Annotated in this window: 16 protein-coding genes; 9 read left to right on the top strand and 7 right to left on the bottom strand. The window is 55.1% G+C overall.

Annotated features, from left to right (window positions below; translation table 11 throughout):
- Positions 1 to 1,191, bottom strand: a complete 1,191-nt coding sequence (locus G437_RS0102300; protein ID WP_024330984.1) for a lipopolysaccharide biosynthesis protein — start codon at positions 1,189 to 1,191, stop codon at positions 1 to 3.
- Positions 1,188 to 2,267 (bottom strand): glycosyltransferase, encoded by a 1,080-nt coding sequence (locus G437_RS0102295; RefSeq protein WP_024330983.1) that lies wholly within the window; start codon positions 2,265 to 2,267, stop codon positions 1,188 to 1,190. Before G437_RS0102295 ends, G437_RS0102300 begins: the two co-directional genes overlap by 4 nt.
- 47 nt (positions 2,268 to 2,314) lie before the next feature.
- On the opposite strand from G437_RS0102295, the gene G437_RS0102290 reads away from it, so the two are divergent.
- Complete coding sequence (locus G437_RS0102290; RefSeq protein WP_024330982.1) at positions 2,315 to 3,391, top strand: glycosyltransferase family 4 protein; 1,077 nt, start codon at positions 2,315 to 2,317, stop codon at positions 3,389 to 3,391.
- Here G437_RS0102290 and G437_RS0102285 read toward each other — a convergent pair.
- The gene (locus G437_RS0102285) at positions 3,384 to 3,809 is read right to left on the bottom strand and encodes a GtrA family protein (protein ID WP_024330981.1); all 426 of its coding nucleotides are present in this window, start codon (positions 3,807 to 3,809) and stop codon (positions 3,384 to 3,386) included. The genes G437_RS0102290 and G437_RS0102285 overlap by 8 nt on opposite strands.
- A gap of 51 nt (positions 3,810 to 3,860) precedes the next feature.
- On the opposite strand from G437_RS0102285, the gene G437_RS0102280 reads away from it, so the two are divergent.
- Genes G437_RS0102280 through galE form a run of 3 tightly spaced genes read left to right on the top strand, consistent with a single transcriptional unit; the run spans position 3,861 to position 6,524 of the window.
- On the top strand, positions 3,861 to 5,006 hold the full coding sequence (locus tag G437_RS0102280) for a 5-(carboxyamino)imidazole ribonucleotide synthase (RefSeq protein WP_024330980.1): 1,146 nt from the start codon (positions 3,861 to 3,863) through the stop codon (positions 5,004 to 5,006).
- Positions 5,003 to 5,515, top strand: coding sequence for a 5-(carboxyamino)imidazole ribonucleotide mutase (purE, locus tag G437_RS0102275; protein ID WP_024330979.1), 513 nt, complete (start codon positions 5,003 to 5,005; stop codon positions 5,513 to 5,515). The genes G437_RS0102280 and purE overlap by 4 nt, the downstream gene beginning before the upstream one ends.
- Before the next feature lies 1 nt (position 5,516).
- The gene (galE, locus tag G437_RS0102270; protein ID WP_024330978.1) at positions 5,517 to 6,524 is read left to right on the top strand and encodes a UDP-glucose 4-epimerase GalE; all 1,008 of its coding nucleotides are present in this window, start codon (positions 5,517 to 5,519) and stop codon (positions 6,522 to 6,524) included.
- 51 nt (positions 6,525 to 6,575) lie between these two features.
- Here galE and G437_RS10455 read toward each other — a convergent pair whose 3' ends face one another.
- Genes G437_RS10455 through G437_RS0102250 form a run of 4 tightly spaced genes read right to left on the bottom strand, consistent with a single transcriptional unit; the run spans position 6,576 to position 10,099 of the window.
- The gene (locus G437_RS10455; protein ID WP_029769178.1) at positions 6,576 to 7,790 is read right to left on the bottom strand and encodes an LCP family protein; all 1,215 of its coding nucleotides are present in this window, start codon (positions 7,788 to 7,790) and stop codon (positions 6,576 to 6,578) included.
- Positions 7,787 to 9,061, bottom strand: coding sequence for an LCP family protein (locus G437_RS10450; protein ID WP_024330977.1), 1,275 nt, complete (start codon positions 9,059 to 9,061; stop codon positions 7,787 to 7,789). The genes G437_RS10455 and G437_RS10450 overlap by 4 nt, the downstream gene beginning before the upstream one ends.
- On the bottom strand, positions 9,058 to 9,414 hold the full coding sequence (locus tag G437_RS0102255) for a DUF2304 domain-containing protein (RefSeq protein ID WP_024330976.1): 357 nt from the start codon (positions 9,412 to 9,414) through the stop codon (positions 9,058 to 9,060). The genes G437_RS10450 and G437_RS0102255 overlap by 4 nt, the downstream gene beginning before the upstream one ends.
- 7 nt (positions 9,415 to 9,421) lie before the next feature.
- Positions 9,422 to 10,099 carry a glycosyltransferase family 2 protein gene (locus tag G437_RS0102250; RefSeq protein ID WP_024330975.1) on the bottom strand — a complete coding sequence of 226 codons (678 nt, stop codon included), beginning with the start codon at positions 10,097 to 10,099 and terminating at the stop codon, positions 9,422 to 9,424.
- 188 nt (positions 10,100 to 10,287) lie between these two features.
- On the opposite strand from G437_RS0102250, the gene G437_RS0102245 reads away from it, so the two are divergent.
- From G437_RS0102245 to G437_RS0102225, 5 genes are read left to right on the top strand one after another with little or no spacing between them, the layout of a single operon-like run.
- Positions 10,288 to 10,878 carry an acyltransferase gene (locus G437_RS0102245; protein WP_024330974.1) on the top strand — a complete coding sequence of 197 codons (591 nt, stop codon included), beginning with the start codon at positions 10,288 to 10,290 and terminating at the stop codon, positions 10,876 to 10,878.
- Positions 10,879 to 11,979 carry a DegT/DnrJ/EryC1/StrS family aminotransferase gene (locus G437_RS0102240; protein ID WP_024330973.1) on the top strand — a complete coding sequence of 367 codons (1,101 nt, stop codon included), beginning with the start codon at positions 10,879 to 10,881 and terminating at the stop codon, positions 11,977 to 11,979.
- Positions 11,979 to 12,965 (top strand): Gfo/Idh/MocA family protein, encoded by a 987-nt coding sequence (locus G437_RS0102235; RefSeq protein WP_024330972.1) that lies wholly within the window; start codon positions 11,979 to 11,981, stop codon positions 12,963 to 12,965. Before G437_RS0102240 ends, G437_RS0102235 begins: the two co-directional genes overlap by 1 nt.
- 34 nt (positions 12,966 to 12,999) lie before the next feature.
- Positions 13,000 to 14,163 carry a glycosyltransferase gene (locus G437_RS0102230; protein ID WP_024330971.1) on the top strand — a complete coding sequence of 388 codons (1,164 nt, stop codon included), beginning with the start codon at positions 13,000 to 13,002 and terminating at the stop codon, positions 14,161 to 14,163.
- Entirely contained in the window at positions 14,160 to 15,305 is a 1,146-nt protein-coding gene (locus tag G437_RS0102225; protein WP_024330970.1) for a glycosyltransferase family protein, read from the top strand. The genes G437_RS0102230 and G437_RS0102225 overlap by 4 nt, the downstream gene beginning before the upstream one ends.
- Positions 15,306 to 15,321 lie beyond the last annotated feature (16 nt).

The following is a 15,321-nucleotide window of genomic DNA, read 5'->3' as shown; positions in this document are numbered from 1 at the left end:
TTATGCGGCGGCAGAGCGAAAGGCTCCCACTATAACGGCGACGGCGCCTCCTCCCGCTCCCACAGCGTAACCGATTAGCGAGCCGGATTGACCGAGTAGCGGCGACAAAATAGCCAGCAAGACTGTGCCAATTGCAAAGGCAGCAAGGCAGATCTTGGCATAGATTTTTTGCCTGCCTGTAGTAACTAGATACGCTGATGGGACGCAGGTTAGCGAAATCAGCATTACTATTGCCAAAAGTATCTGCATTGGCAGTGTGCCGGCTGCATATCTTGTCCCAAAAAATAGCGAAACTAGCCAGGGGGATACCGCTATTAGAAGTAGGTGCAAAGGGATCAAAAATGCGGCAGATAGAAAAAAGAGGTGTCTTTGGGCTGCTTTTGCGGCCGCTGGATCTTTGATTTTTGAGAGGTGCGGAACTAGTACTTGGTTTAGCGCTTGGGAGAATAGATTTACGGGAGTAGCAAGTGAAATTGCCACGGCAAAAGTGCCTGCAGTAGTGGCGGAATCGAATGCCCGCACCAAGACCATTGTTGCTGGTAGTAATCCACCATTGGCGAGGGCAGCTAGCGAGTTATCGCGCACGAAACCAACTACGGCGGCCTTAGGTAAGGACCTGCCCACTGTGCCGGCACGAGGCCAGTTGACGGCTGCGAAAAGCCCATACCCGAGGGCGAGGGGTAGCAACAGTGCCCAGTGTAGCTTGCCAAGTACAGCGGCAACCAGCAAACCTATTGCAGCTATTGAGCTAATCGTGTCCCAAAGTGCAGCCCTATCGATGCGGTCTTTTCCTAGCAATGAGCCCCGAGTGAATACGTAGGCGCCGTATGCGCCAACGAGTAAAAATGAGCAGATTGTAGTAGCCACATTCCCGAGCAATATGTGTGCGATTATTGCCCCTATGAATGCACTCGCTAAAAGAGCTATCGAGGTAGTGCGCACTAGCACCTGGCGTCCGGACTCGTAGAGGTCAGTTTGCGAAAAGTAGTTGGCTGCCGCTACCGCAGCTCCTTGGGGCCAAAATAAGGCAGCGTATACGGCCAGTGACAAGACTGTATTCACTCCGCCTACTTCCTCGGGGCCCATGAAGTTCGCTATGAGCCAGGTGTAACCGAACCGGGCCACCCCTTGGATTGCCATTCCATAGGACGAGAGTAGGGTCTTGCTAAGGATGGAATTACGAAGTTTCACTTAACTAGCCTTTGGAAGAGATGGAAGTATTTGTCCGCTACGGCCTGCCCCGAATATTTCGCTTCGGCCCGCTTGCGCGCTTTCTGGGATAGCTGCACACGCTCAGCAGGGCTTAGCTCGGCATAATCTAGCAATGCTTGTGCTAGTGCCGGTACATCTTGTGGGGGTACTAAAAATTTATCTTCATCGACAAAATCGGAGCAGGAGCCCACATCTGTAGATATTACTGGCACTCCGCACCCGGCGGCCTCAGTGCCGATTATAGGGAAGGCCTCCCCATATGCAGAAGAAATTACCAGCGCTCCACTCTCTGAGAGTATCTGGGCGGGATCCAAGGTGGGGCCCTCCAGGCTAATGCGTCCTTTAGCAAGTAGTTGCTCACATGCTGAGTTAGGCATTGTGAGTTTGTTTGGGATTACGTCGGGCCCAATTAGGCGCAAGTTCCAGTCGGGGACTTGGGCAGCTATCCGCGAGAATGCTTGGAGTAGGTATTTGTGCCCTTTGACGGGGTGGTTTCGCGAAATATTTGTGAAGGTCTTGGAGTTAGAGAAGGTGGCCTGGGCTGGCAGAGCTGTGCCGTTCGGTATTGGTTCCACGACGTGGCGCATGTGTAGGTGCTCTAAAAACTCGCGCATATGTGCGCTTGCTGAAGAGGGGACAACCGCACTAAAACGGAATGAGAGAGTTCCCACAACTTTTGCGATGGCGCGGGTAAGCGGGTGATCGGCAGGTCCTAGTCCGTGAGTATGCATTGTGGAAATGCGCACACCTTTGGCTGGGGAGAGTAGAGAGACCAGGTCCGCGTGGAATAGGTGGGACCAGATCACATCCGGGCATTCCCGTTTCACTATCGCCGAAAAGTTACGAACCATTGCCAGAAGGTTTCGCGAATTTTTGTCAAAGTTTAGGTAGTAGACTTTGTCGAATGCGTCTTCCAGCTGATCTGACAGGGCGTCTGGTTGCATTAGAATGACAAGCGTGTGACGCGAAGAGTGGGGCCAAGCTTTCCCAAGCGTCACCAGTAATTTTTCGGCCCCACCAATAGCAGCATCGGTTATGAAGAAGAGCGTGTTCATATGATTTTCCAAAACTTTCCTAGGGCTTGGCGTCGGTAGGGACCAACATGCACATCCTGTTCTCGGTAAACAATTATCCGCCCAAAGTTGGCGGTGTGGAACTGCACGTGCACGCGCTTGTACGTTACCTTACTGCGAGCGGGCACAGGGTAACAGTTGTGACTTTGGGACAGGATAGGAAAGAAGAACGTCGCGACGGAGCGCGCGTGTTTACCTTCCCGGAGCATTTCCGCTTTGGTGGGGTATTTGGGGTTCCGAGTCCCGCAGTAGTGCAGTTTTTGCGCAGGTATATTGCCACCGAGGGAGTAGACGTAGTTTCGGTGCACACGCGCTTTTTCCCTATGACGTGGGCGGGTGACGTTGCCGCTAGGAGCTTGAAGATACCGGTGGTTCACACCGAGCATGGATCAGATTACGTTTCTTCGAATTCTCGTATTGTTTCGACTGCGGCTTACCTTGTTGACCAGACTTTGGGGCGGGCGAGTTTGCGTTCGGCAACAGCAGTGCTTGCGGTGTCCGAGAGCGTTGCTGATTTTGTCTACCGACTTTCGCGTGTGCGTGCGCAACTGTTTTACAACGCCATCGATGCTTCCCCGTGTCCGCCTGTCAGCCGCGACCCGAACAAGTTACTTTTTATTGGCCGCATCGTGGCAGGAAAGGGATGGCGTGAATTCGTCTATTTAGTGAATGGTTTGGTGGCGCAGGGTATGCCTGTTCGGGGGACGCTTATTGGGGGCGGACCTCAACTCGAACAGCTCCGCCAATATGAGTCTGAGCATCTGCGGGTGCTCGGCGCGATCGCGCCAAAAGAGGTGCCGGCGGCATTGCGGGGGGGAATCTTGGTAAATCCGACTAGCCTGTCTGAGGGCTTTCAAACCACTTTGTTAGAAGCACTGAGTCAAAATAGCGCAGTTGTAACATTTCCAGTTCCCGGTGCTAAGCGGCTGGCAGAAGATGGGGCTCCTGTTGTTATCACCGAAAAGTCTGTGGCCGGTTTGGAAACGGGGATAAAGCAGCTGTGGGAGCACAATCCCCAGTCATATCCAGCAAAGAAGATGGAGCAGTGGACTTGGTCGGCTCGGGGAGCCCAATTTGTGTCTATCCTTCGAGAACTTCTTAGTTAAAATCCCTGAAAACTACTCGCTTATAAAGTACGTAACGCAAGATAGTGCCGAAGAAAAGGCCTATAACGTTCGCCGAAATTGTGTCTGCCAGCGGCGAGATCAGACCGAGGCCGTAGTGGCTTACTAGCAGGCACACAAGCGGGGGCAGCATTCCCAGAATATTGGCGAGGGCGAATTGGGCCGCTTCTCGGCGAAGAGATTTTGTTTTGGGGGAAGAAAATGCCCAGTTGCGATTTAGCCCCCACGAAAAAATTGTGGCAATTATAGCCGCCCCCACTTTTGCTAGTAGCGGCGGCGTGCCCCAGTGCAACAGCCCGTTGAGGGTGACCGTGTCCACTATCCAGGCAAGGACTCCCGTTATACAAAAACGTGTTATCTGCCCCAAATCTAGGCCGTTTAGGTAAGTAAGAAGTCGCACGCACCCAGGGTACGTGAATGCAAAGTCTCCTCCCAAAGATAGGATTGTTACGTGAGTGCACCAATAGTCGCAGTAGTAGGAGGCGGGCAACTCGCCCGCATGATGCAAGAATCGGCCAACGCCCTCGGAATTCATCTGCGGGTTCTAGTTGAATCGAAGGAGGCGGCTACAGCGCAAGTAACTCCGGATTCTCCGGTAGGGCAGGCCTCCGATACGCAGGCGATCGCCGAAATTTCGCAGGGGGCTCAGGTCCTGACGTTTGAGCACGAGCATGTGCCAAACGAATTTTTAGAGACACTGTCGATACCTGTCCGCCCAGCTCCGAAGGCCTTGCTATACGCCCAAAATAAACTAAAAATGCGCCAGGTTATGGATGCTCTGGGGGCGCCCAACCCGCGCTGGGCCGAAGTGTCCACCAAGGGTGAGCTAGCTGACTTTGCACAGAAAGTTGGTTTGCCGTTGATTCTGAAAACCCCCACTGGAGGTTACGACGGCAAAGGGGTATTAAAGATCAACTCGCTTGGCGAGGCCGAAGAATGGCTATCCGCCCTTGGCGAGGGCGAATCCTTGCTTGCAGAAGAGGCCGTAAAATTCAACAAGGAACTAGCTGTTCTGCTTGCTCGCCGCCCGTCTGGGCAGGTCCGTTGCTGGCCAGTGGCGGAAACAATCCAACAAGATGGGGTCTGCTCTGTGGTGTTAGCTCCGGCTCCTAACCTCTCCGATAAGGTTGCTGACCGGGCATGCGAGTTAGGCAAGAAGATAGCTTCTAAGCTCAACGTTACCGGCGTGTTAGCCGTGGAAATGTTTTTGGTAGGGCAGGCAGACGAGGCAAAACTCTACGTAAACGAACTGGCAATGCGCCCTCACAACAGTGGACACTGGACCATCGAAGGGGCCGTCACTTCGCAATTTGAACAGCACTTGCGGGCAGTATTGGACCTTCCCCTAGGCGATACCTCGCCGGTGAACGGGGCAGCGGCGATGGTAAACCTACTTGGGTCAGATTTCTCGGAACCGCGTGAGGCATACCCGCAAGCGCTCGCGGCAGATCCGGCGGCTAAGGTGCACTATTACGGCAAAGGCGTCCGCCCCGGCCGTAAACTGGGGCATGTGACCGTGGTTGGCCCTGACAGCAGCGAGTGCGCGCACAGGGCACGCAAGGTCGTAAACATTCTTCAGGGAAAGGAAGCCGAGTGAAGGTTGCAATAGTGATGGGCTCCGATTCAGATTGGCCCACAATGAGGGCGGCAGCCCAGGAGCTGACTGACCTGGGTATCGACTACGACGCAAAGGTCGTATCGGCTCACCGCATGCCTGCGGACATGATTGCGTTTGGTAGGCAGGCAGTTGCAAATGGCTACAGCGTGATTATTGCCGGTGCCGGCGGGGCCGCCCACTTGCCGGGAATGCTCGCAGCTGTTACCCCTCTTCCTGTTATAGGCGTTCCGGTCCCTCTCAAGTACTTGGACGGGATGGATTCCCTCCTGTCGATCGTGCAGATGCCGGGCGGTGTCCCGGTGGCCACTGTCTCGGTCGGAGGGGCTAAGAACGCGGGGTTACTTGCGGCGCGTATTCTTGGTTCCGGGCAAGGGGAAGAGGCAGCTCGAATTCGCAGAGCGATGGAAAAATATCAAGACAATTTGCGCGAAGTTGCGATCGAAAAAGGCAAAAGGCTGGACGCAGACCTAGGGCAGAAAGGGAAGTAAAATGAGTATTTTAGTTGCAGGTGGAGCCGGATACATTGGGGCTCACGTAGTTAGGTTGCTGCGTCAGCGCGGGCAAGACGTAGTGGTTGTAGACGACCTGTCCTACGGCAAAGCTGATCGCATTGGCGACGCCAAGCTCGTTGAGCTAGATATTGCTTCTGCAGGCGCTGTCGAAAAACTCATTCAGACTATTGAGCAGGAATCGGTTAGTGCTGTTATCCACTTTGCCGCGCGCAAACAGGTGGGCGAGTCAGTAGAAAAGCCAACCTGGTACTATCAGCAAAATATTGGCGGCCTGGCTAACATGTTGCAAGCCATGGAGGCCACCGGGGTCAGGCAGATGATCTTCTCTTCCTCTGCTGCAGTATACGGTATGCCACCGGTAGAGGTAGTAGACGAAGACATTGAGAAGCACCCCATCAACCCCTACGGCGAAACGAAGCTCATAGGCGAGTGGATGATGGCTGACTGCGAGCGCGCCTGGGGGTTGCGTTGGATCGGTCTGCGCTATTTCAACGTTGCCGGTGCCGGTTGGGAAGATCTGGAAGATCCCGCCACTTTGAACCTGGTTCCGATGCTCTTGGACAGGCTTGCCAAGGGGGATAACCCAAAGATATTCGGTACGGACTACGACACTCCCGATGGCACCTGCATCCGCGACTACATCCATATTTTGGATCTTGCGGATGCCCACCTTTCCGCCCTCGACTACGTGGAATCAGGCTCGAAGATGCAGTACCACACGTTCAACGTGGGGACCGGCAAGGGCACTTCAGTCCGCCAGATTGTAGACGGTCTTCGCGAGGTTACTGGATTGAACTTTGAGGCCGACGAATTGGATCGCCGCGCCGGCGATCCGCCGCAGCTTATTGGCAACGCCTCGCGGATTACGGAAGTGCTTGGTTGGAAGGCTAAGTACGATGTGCATGACATTTTGGTATCGGCTTGGAAGGCCTGGCAGGCCCACGATCGGGCAATCGACGTGGAGGCATTAAACGCTAACAAGTAGCACGCGAGAGTAAAAGTTATGGCGTGACCGATTTGAGGTCACGCCATAACTTTATTCTGTTTTTTGGAAATCCTCTTTACTGAGGGTGCCCTCGCGCAGCTTCGCGAAAAACTCTGGGGATTTTTCCTCGTCTAGTAGAACCGTCGAGCCTGCTCCCTCAACGTAATAATCAGTGGATTCAATGGGAGGAATTCCGGACAGGCCGGCTCCCGTAGCATTCTTATAGGCCAACCCGAGCCGGGCTAGTGTAACCATTCCGGTGTCGGGATCGGTAGTAAGCGAGCTAGCAACCGCGCCTCCCAGCGCCACATGGCGGAAGGGGTTTACGAGACTGGAAGGAGAAAGTCCTTTTTTGAGCACTTGGTTTACCACCTGACGTTGCCTATCAGCGCGCCCCAAATCGCCCCTGGGGTCGAATTTGCGCATGCGGGAAAAAGCTAGTGCAGTCTTTCCGTCAGCATCGTGGCAGCCCGCTGTCCAATCCAGTTTGGCCTCCGGGTCTTGTACGGTCATATCCATGCAGAGGTTCACGCCGCCTACGGCATCGACCATTTGCTCGACGCCCCCCATACCAATTTGTACAAAGTGGTCTACATGTATCCCAGTTAGTTTTTCTACCGAGCTCACTAGTAGTGGGGCACCCCCAAAGGCATATGCGGCGTTCAGTTTGTTGTAGCCCCACTGGGGAATGTCGACAAGGGTATCTCGGGGTAGTGAGACGGCCGCAGCCTGGCCATTGTCTGCCTTGTGGATCAGCATTATGGTGTCGGCTCGGTGCCCCTGGGTCCCGTCGGGACCTATGCCATTTTGCCCTTCGGAGGTGTTACGCTCGTCGGAACCTGCAAGCAGATAGGTCTGCCCGGAACGTATTCCCTGCCCGTCTAGGGCGTCCACATGGCTCAGTTTTGAATTGGCCCACAGTAGGAGCCCCAGTGGCCAACAGATGAAGGCGATAACTACCAGTAGCGCTATCGGCTTGGGGGTGAAATGGTAGCGCCGCCGTCTGGGTTGTGGGCGCAGGTTAGTAGAAGTTGGTTCTACCGTGGGGAAAGTAGGTTCCTCACGAGGGCGAGGGGGCGCCTGATCCGGTCGGATGCTCCTGCGCGTAGGAGGATACGAGGGCGGAGAGGCAGGAGGGTACGAACGCGGCTGCGAGCTTGCTCGCCTGGACGGGGTGGACGCGCCAGTCCGATTAGGGGCGGCAGAGGAAGCCGAAGCTGAAGGCCGGCGGCGCCGTCTGGGCTGGAAAGAGGGCGGATTGCTCACGGCTCGCACCTCTTCTGGGCGGCCTTGTTATCCTCTTCCACTTCTGCTCCAACCGGCGAGGAAGGCGACGGGGCAGGCTCTGCAGAGGGCGAGGAAGTAGGCGCCGCACTGGGAGCTGGAGGTTGTTCGCCGCCCTCGTCAGGAGCGGGTTTAGCGGCCTTCTTATCCGGTTTCTGGGCAATTACATAAGTCTTGGAATTTCCGTCGCGCACCGGCAGGCCCGCCGGCAGCGGGCTGTCCTCGCGCAATGCGGTCCAGACAGCTTCGGCGTCCTCGGAAAAAATTACCCGGTCGGGATCTGCCGGATACGGCGCGTATGGGGCAGTGGCAAAACGTACGTTCGCTGGCTTAATAGCTTGTAGAGAGTAGGCGGTGCCGCCCAATGCGGCAAGCGAGGAAAACCCCGAGGAAACGGTGAGTGAAGAGAGCCCAGCCTTAGTAAATCCGTAGAGGGAGGAAATGTTAGTCAACACGTTCTTTTTCAGTGCGGTGCGAATCATGATTCCCAACAGGCGTTGCTGGCGCTGGATTCGGGAGAGGTCTGAACCATCACCTACATGGCGCAACCTGGCATAGCCAATCGCGGCCTTTCCGTCCAAATGGTTACAGCCCTTCTTCAGATCTAAGTGGGCATCTTCGTCAGAAATGTCCTCGTCCAACCAAAGTTTTAACCCCCCGAGCGCTTCAACCATGGAAGAAAAGCCGCTGAAGTCGGCCAGTACATACTCGTCTATTTTGACCCCGGTGTTCGCCTCCACGGTCTTCTTTGCGCACTCGATTCCAGCAGTCGTGTCAGAACGGCCTGCAGCCTGGGCAAACGCGCTGTTCACTTGGCCAAAGCTGGGTTCTGTTTCGCTGCCGTCCTCGGTGCGGCAAGAGGGCAAATCAACCATCGTGTCGCGGGGAATAGAAATCACCGACACGGATTTCCGGTCTTTGGCCACGTGGGCAATCATCATAGTGTCAGAGCGCATACCCTCGACACCTGTATCCTCGCCCTCGCCAGACTTACCAGAACGAGTATCGGAACCAAGCACCAAAATATTAATTGGTCGATTCGTGTAATGGTCATAGGGCAGGAAGCCGCCGTCCTTCTTACCCGCCACATTTATGGAATCGTTCAAATCTTTGTAAACCAGCGCGCCCGCCGTCACAAAGAAAACTACTAGGGCTAGAAAACCCGTGAGTAACCGTGCTGGCCAACTGAGCCCCCGCGGCAATTTGGAGGCATGAGTGGGGTGGTCACGGTAAAGTGCACGCCAATTGGTCATCGCTCTAGTTTAGTTTCCGTATCCGGTTTGTGGGCATTCATGATAGCTAGCTCACGCGCCAGGCGAGTGATCTTGCGCTGCTGGTAGTGCGCCCTCTTCGACTGGTATGCAAGAGAGGCGAAGAACGCAATCACGAGCAGATACAGCAATAGGTCGGCCCCGCGCTGAACGCCAACGAGTAGTGCCACCTTAGAAGTTATAGAAGGCCACAAAATCGCCACCACAGCCAATATTGCAAACACCGATATTGACAGGCGGCGCAAGGCGAGCTTTTTGTCTGAGCCCTCGCGGGAACGAATTAGCAGGATAGCTACAACTAGGATTCCAACAATCAGAATGACTTTGATAAGCATGATTTCCTTAGTGCAACAGCAGATCCGTGACAATATTGATTGAGTTCAACAGTGACTGCCCCTTCGCTCTGGAATAGTCCGTGTAGCGGATGTGAACAGGGAGCTCCGCCCAGGGCAGTCTTGTTGCCGCCAGCTGGGTAACGATTTCGCTAGCGTGAGCCATGCGGTTTTGATTTAGGTAAATACTTTGAACTGCGTCGCGGCGCAGAGCTCGCAGACCGTTGTGGGCATCCGTTAGTTTCAAGCCTGTCTCTAGGCGAGTTACGAATGCAGCAGTCTTTAGCACGAGCTGTTTCATTTTGGAGGCTTCGATGTTACCTCCCAGAAAGCGCGAGCCGAAAATAATCGCCTTGTTGTGCTGCTCGGCGTATTCGACCATGGCGATTGCATCAGAGGTCTGGTGCTGGCCGTCTGCGTCGAAGGTGACTACGTACTTACCGGCAGTGGCCCGCAAAAAATACGAGAATCCTGTTTGTAATGCTGCCCCCTGGCCCATGTTGATCGGGTGGGTGAGCACTGTAGCTCCCGCCTGGCGAGCAATCTCGCCTGAACCGTCGGCAGAGCCGTCGTCAACGCAGATAATATTCGGGAATACCTTCCTGGTATCGCGAATCACCTGACCTATAACTTCGCCCTCGTTAAAAAGAGGTACGACGAGATAGGTCTGCGAGGCTAGTGATGACATAGCAATAGTTTTGCACATGAATCTTTGAAACTCGGTATATACAGTCTGTGAGCGAGGTGAAAAGTGTCATGGTATCTCGACCTCTGCCTAGAAGACAACGCTGAGCTTGCCGAATAGTGTGCAGTTTCGCAGGCAGTGTGAATGCGCTAATGTACAAGAGTAGTGCAAATTGTATATGCGGAGGAAAGATGACTCGAATCGTCTCCAGTGCCGACGTCTCTGACCGGGCTCACATTGGCGAAGGCAGTTCAGTTTGGCATTTGGCTCAGGTTCGAGAGAATGCGGTGTTGGGGGAAAACTGCATCGTTGGTCGTGGGGCATATATTGGCGAAGGGGTCCAGCTCGGAAGCAACTGCAAGGTACAAAATTATGCGCTCATCTACGAGCCAGCCAAGATTGGCGAGGGCGTTTTTATTGGGCCTGCTGTAGTGCTAACTAATGACCATTTTCCCCGTGCCGTAAATCCGGACGGTTCCCTGAAGTCTGCTTCTGACTGGGACCAGGTCGGGGTCAGCATTGAGCGGGGGGCGTCTATCGGGGCACGCTCCGTTTGCGTGGCACCCGTACACATTGGAGCCTGGGCCCTGGTGGCTGCCGGATCCGTGGTAGTCAAAGATGTGCCCGCGTTCGCACTGGTTGCAGGCGTGCCCGCAAAACGGATCGGCTGGGTCGGTAAAGCGGGGGTAAAACTTGAGAGAGTGTCCGAAGGTTTCCGCTGTCCTGTCAGTGGAGTCCTCTACAAAGAAGAAGATGGCGAACTGACGGAGGTTTGCGAATAAATGTCTAAGGAATTCATTCCTGCAGCCAAGCCTTTAATTGGCGAGGAAGAAGAAGCGGCTGTACAGCGCGTGCTGGAATCTGGGATGGTCGCACAGGGCCCCCAGGTAGCAGCCTTCGAGGAAGAATTTTCGGCCCAGATGGCAAGAGGGGCGTCTTCGTGCGCCGTTAACTCGGGTACGTCGGCGCTGCACGTCGGGCTACTTGCTGCAGGCATCGGGCCTGGCGACGAAGTGATTGTCCCGTCCTTCACTTTTGCGGCAACTGCTAATTCGGTTGCTATGACCGGGGCCAAACCCGTGTTTGCGGATATCGAGGCCGACTATTTCAACCTGGATCCAAAGCACGTTGAAGAGCAGATTACTGCTAACACGAAGGCGATCATGCCTGTGCATCTGTACGGACAGCCTGCGAACATGAATCAGATTGTGAAGATCGCTCGGGAACACAAGCTCTTTGTGTTTGAAGATTGCGCCCAGGCTCATGGCGCAACGTTAGATGGCCAACAGGTGGGGACCTTCGGTGCTTTCGGCGCGTTCAGCTTCTACCCGACTAAGAACATGACTGCTGGTGAGGGCGGCATGATCACCACCTCTGATCCCGAACTGCTTCGCCGGGCGAAGATGATTCGCAACCAGGGCATGGAAAAGCGCTATGCGAACGAGCTCGTCGGAGTTAACAACCGGATGACCGACATCAATGCTGCCATTGGTCGCGAACAGCTGAAGAAGGTTGGAGGTTGGACCAAGACCCGTCAGCAGAACGCGAAATACCTGTCCGACAATATTGAGGGAGTAATAACCCCCAAGGTCATGGAGGGTGCCACTCACGTCTACCACCAGTACACGATTCGCGTAGAATCTGACCGCGACGGCTTCCAGCAAGCTCTCAAAGACGAATACAATATTGGTTCGGGCGTTTACTATCCGATCCCGAATCACAAGTTGCCTTCGCTAGCTGAGTACGCTCCGAACCTGGAGCTGCCCGTTACCCAACAGGTTGCGGAGCAGTGCCTGTCGCTTCCAGTGCACCCGTCCTTGGACCAGGAAGACTTGGAGCGCATCGTCTTTGCAGTAAACGCTCTGGCTAAGGCGGGTGCGTAGTGGCTAACCTGCGTTACGGCCTTATTGGACTAGGCTCTATGGGGCGCCATCACGCCCGCAACATTCGCGCCCTCGAAGGGGTAGACCTGGTGGCAGTAGCCGATCCGTATGGTGATAAGTACGGGGTTGCTGGCGACTTGCCTGTGTTGCCTGACGTTGATGCTCTTATTGAGCAGAACTTGGACGCCGCGATGGTGGCAGTGCCCACGGCATTCCATGCGGAAACTACCCTGAAGCTCGCAGCTGCGGGCGTGCACACTATGGTCGAAAAGCCGCTCGCCTCTTCTATCGAGGACGGCGAGGCCGAGGTGCGAGCTTTTGAGGAGGCGAACCTGGTGGGTGCAGTTGGCTACGTGGAGCGCTGTAACCCGGCCATTCTCGAGATGCGCAAGCGCATTGCCGAGGGGCAGCTCGGTAAGGTCTACCAGATTTCGACTCGCCGGCAGTCCCCGTTCCCAGCTCGTATCTCAGATGTCGGCGTGGTGAAGGATCTAGCCACTCACGACGTCGATCTTGCGGCCTGGGTTGCCGATTCGGCCTACGAAACAATTTCGGCGCAGACTGCCTTCCGCGCCGGGCGCGAGTTCGAGGACATGGTTATAGCGTCCGGCAGGCTCAAGAACGGAATTTTGGTCAACCACACAGTCAATTGGCTCAGTCCCTTCAAAGACCGCACCACGGTTGTGCTTGGCGAAAAGGGCGCACTAGTTGCCGAGACTGTCATGGGGGATCTGACGTTCTACGAAAATGGCAAAGTGCCGTTGGGGTGGGACCAAATACGCAACTTCCGGGGTGTTTCCGAGGGCGAAGTAACCCGCTACGCTCTGAAGAAACGTGAACCGTTGGCTGTCGAACACGAGCACTTCCGCGACGCTATTTTAGGCAGGTCTAAAGAGCACGTAACAATGCGTGAGGCGCTAACTACTATGAAAGTCGTGCAGGGAATTTTAGATTCTGCAAAATCTGGGCGGCAGGTGAGTTTTTAGCTAGGCCCGCGCGGGCGCACTGGCTACAGACAACATGAAACGTTTCCAGCTTGCGAGCAGAATTTTTGCTCCTGAGATAGCCGCGGCGACTCTGCGCCTGGACGCGGTGGTAAAAGCACTCCTCAGCTTGGGAAATAGAGTTGATGTCTACACCACCACCTATGCGGGAGCTAAGAGTGAGTGGCGCCCCGGACTGACTGTGAGCAGGTGGCCAGCGAAGAGGGATGCAGAAGGCTATTTGCGGGGTTACCTTCCCTACATGTCGTTTGATTTGCCGTTGTTTTGGCGATTGCTTTTTGCCCCTAGCGCGGATGCGGTGCTGGTTGAGCCTCCGCCCACCACCGGAGTTGTAGTTAGGCTAGTGTGTGCGTTGCGGCGCCGCCCGTATTTGTACTATGCGGCTGATATCTGGTCGCGGGCGGTGGCCGGCAGTGCGCCTGCGCTGGTCACTGCTGCGTTGAAGGCTATTGAGCGTTTTGCGCTCTCTGGAGCCGCAGGCATCGTTGCAGTCAATGCCGATGTCGCGGCGTTATGCAAGGAGTTGGGCGGAAAAAACATTCGCGTTGTGGAACAGGGGGTAGACACTGAACTATTCTCGTTTGCGGGAGCTACGCCCTCGCCGTTGCAGAGGGCGGAACTTGGGCTTGGGAATCGGCCGTACCTGATCTATGCGGGAAACGCCAGCGAAGTGCATGGGGCTGAGATATTTCTGGAGGCCTACTCGCGAATTGTGGACGAAGTCGATTTTGATCTGGTGTTCTTCGGGCGCGGCACCAGTTGGCAAGATCTAACAGAGCGTGCAAATAGCCCGGCACTTTCTGGGCGCGTACACGTAAACGGTCTGTTGCCTCCGGAAGAACTCGCTACGTGGCTGCGCGGGGCGAGTGGCGCATTGGCTTCTATTCATCCCCAGAGTGGTTACGAGCTTGCCTACACCACCAAGGCGCTTTCTGCATTTTCGTGCGGGGTTCCGCTCTGCTACGTGGGCGAAGGTCCCACTGCGCGCGATATTAGGGAAAATCGGCTGGGAGTGGTTTCCCGATACGAAGCAGCGGCGCTAGCTAGGGGCATGGCCGAATTGGCAACTACCGCGTGGGATAGGTCAGCTATTAGAAGCTGGGCTGAAGAGAATAAATCTATCGTTTCTAGTGGCCTGAAGGTTGCCCAGGAGCTGGTTGCAGTGAGTGAGCGAAAATGAAAAACATTTTGGTGATTAGCTACTCGAATATCCCCAAAGACGCCCGGGTATTGAGGCAGCTATCGGTTGTAAAAGAGTTCGGTCACGTAACGACGTTGGCATATGGGGATAAGGCTGTTTGGGCAGATGAGCACCTGCAAATCGATTCTTCTTTGCCTTCCCTGCCCCAGACGCTGCCGGGCGTTGCCGCCCTGGCTAGCCACCGGTTTCGCACAGCTGAGAAATTAATTCCAGCGGCCCGGAGGGGAGCCGAACTGGTAGCGGGGCGTAAATTTGACGCAATTGTCGCGAACGATGCCCGGGCATTGCCCTTGGCTATGAAACTTTCGGGGGGAGGCACCCCCGTGTGGGCAGACCTTCATGAGTGGGCCCCCGAAGAGCGCACTCAGGTGCTCTCGTGGCGTCTTTTAGTAGCGCCTTTTATGCGCGATATTTGTGCCTACTATTTGCCAAAAACCGCCGCCCAAACAACCGTGGGGGAACAAATTGCCAAGTTATATGAGCGCGATTTTGGCGTACGCCCTCTGCTAATGCGCAACGCTCCCGCTTGGCAGCAGCTGTCGCCCTCGCCAGTGGACGAGGACAAAATTCGGCTGGTACATTCCGGTAGCGCCGTCCCCGGCCGGTCGATCGAGAAGATGATTGAGGCCGTAAAGCAGCTGGACGATCGCTTTAGCCTGGACTTTTACCTTACAAGCGCAGGAGATGGCGGTAGATACCTGCGCTCCTTGAAAGAAATAGCAGGAGTAGATAGTCGGATTACTTTTCACAATCCGGTTGCTCCGGCTGACCTGCCAGCGACCTTGAACGCATACGATGTCGGGATTTTCTGGATCCCTCCGTTCAATACGAATGCGCGGCTAACCTTGCCAAATAAACTCTTCGATTTTGTGCAGGCACGGCTTGCTGTAGCAGTTGGCCCAACCGTGGAAATGGCAAACGTGGTCAATCGCTACGGCCTTGGAGTAGTCTCGGAAGGATTTCAAAGTGCCGACATAGCCCGCACCTTGTCTAACTTGGAGGCTGCTACGATTCGAGAGTGCAAAGAGCGGGCACACCAAAGTTCGAAAGCACTTTCTTTTGAGAACGAGGCTGAGGTCGCACGCGGTATTTTCCGCCGTCTACTGGGTGAAGTCGCCTGAATGCCTAGGTATTGCC

The organism is Winkia neuii subsp. neuii DSM 8576 (genome assembly GCF_000420405.1).
GTDB classification, from domain to species: Bacteria; Actinomycetota; Actinomycetes; order Actinomycetales; family Actinomycetaceae; genus Winkia; species Winkia neuii.
This window is presented reverse-complemented; position numbering and strand designations above follow the sequence as displayed.

Coding starts and splice junctions, on each gene's coding strand:
- G437_RS0102255 (WP_024330976.1), bottom strand. CDS start 9,414: ATGCTTATCAAAGTCATTCTGATTGTTGGAATCCTAGTTGTAGCTATC.
- G437_RS0102295 (WP_024330983.1), bottom strand. CDS start 2,267: ATGAACACGCTCTTCTTCATAACCGATGCTGCTATTGGTGGGGCCGAA.
- G437_RS0102290 (WP_024330982.1), top strand. CDS start 2,315: ATGCACATCCTGTTCTCGGTAAACAATTATCCGCCCAAAGTTGGCGGT.
- G437_RS0102240 (WP_024330973.1), top strand. CDS start 10,879: ATGTCTAAGGAATTCATTCCTGCAGCCAAGCCTTTAATTGGCGAGGAA.
- G437_RS10450 (WP_024330977.1), bottom strand. CDS start 9,061: ATGACCAATTGGCGTGCACTTTACCGTGACCACCCCACTCATGCCTCC.
- G437_RS0102250 (WP_024330975.1), bottom strand. CDS start 10,099: ATGTCATCACTAGCCTCGCAGACCTATCTCGTCGTACCTCTTTTTAAC.
- G437_RS0102225 (WP_024330970.1), top strand. CDS start 14,160: ATGAAAAACATTTTGGTGATTAGCTACTCGAATATCCCCAAAGACGCC.
- galE (WP_024330978.1), top strand. CDS start 5,517: ATGAGTATTTTAGTTGCAGGTGGAGCCGGATACATTGGGGCTCACGTA.
- G437_RS0102230 (WP_024330971.1), top strand. CDS start 13,000: ATGAAACGTTTCCAGCTTGCGAGCAGAATTTTTGCTCCTGAGATAGCC.
- G437_RS0102245 (WP_024330974.1), top strand. CDS start 10,288: ATGACTCGAATCGTCTCCAGTGCCGACGTCTCTGACCGGGCTCACATT.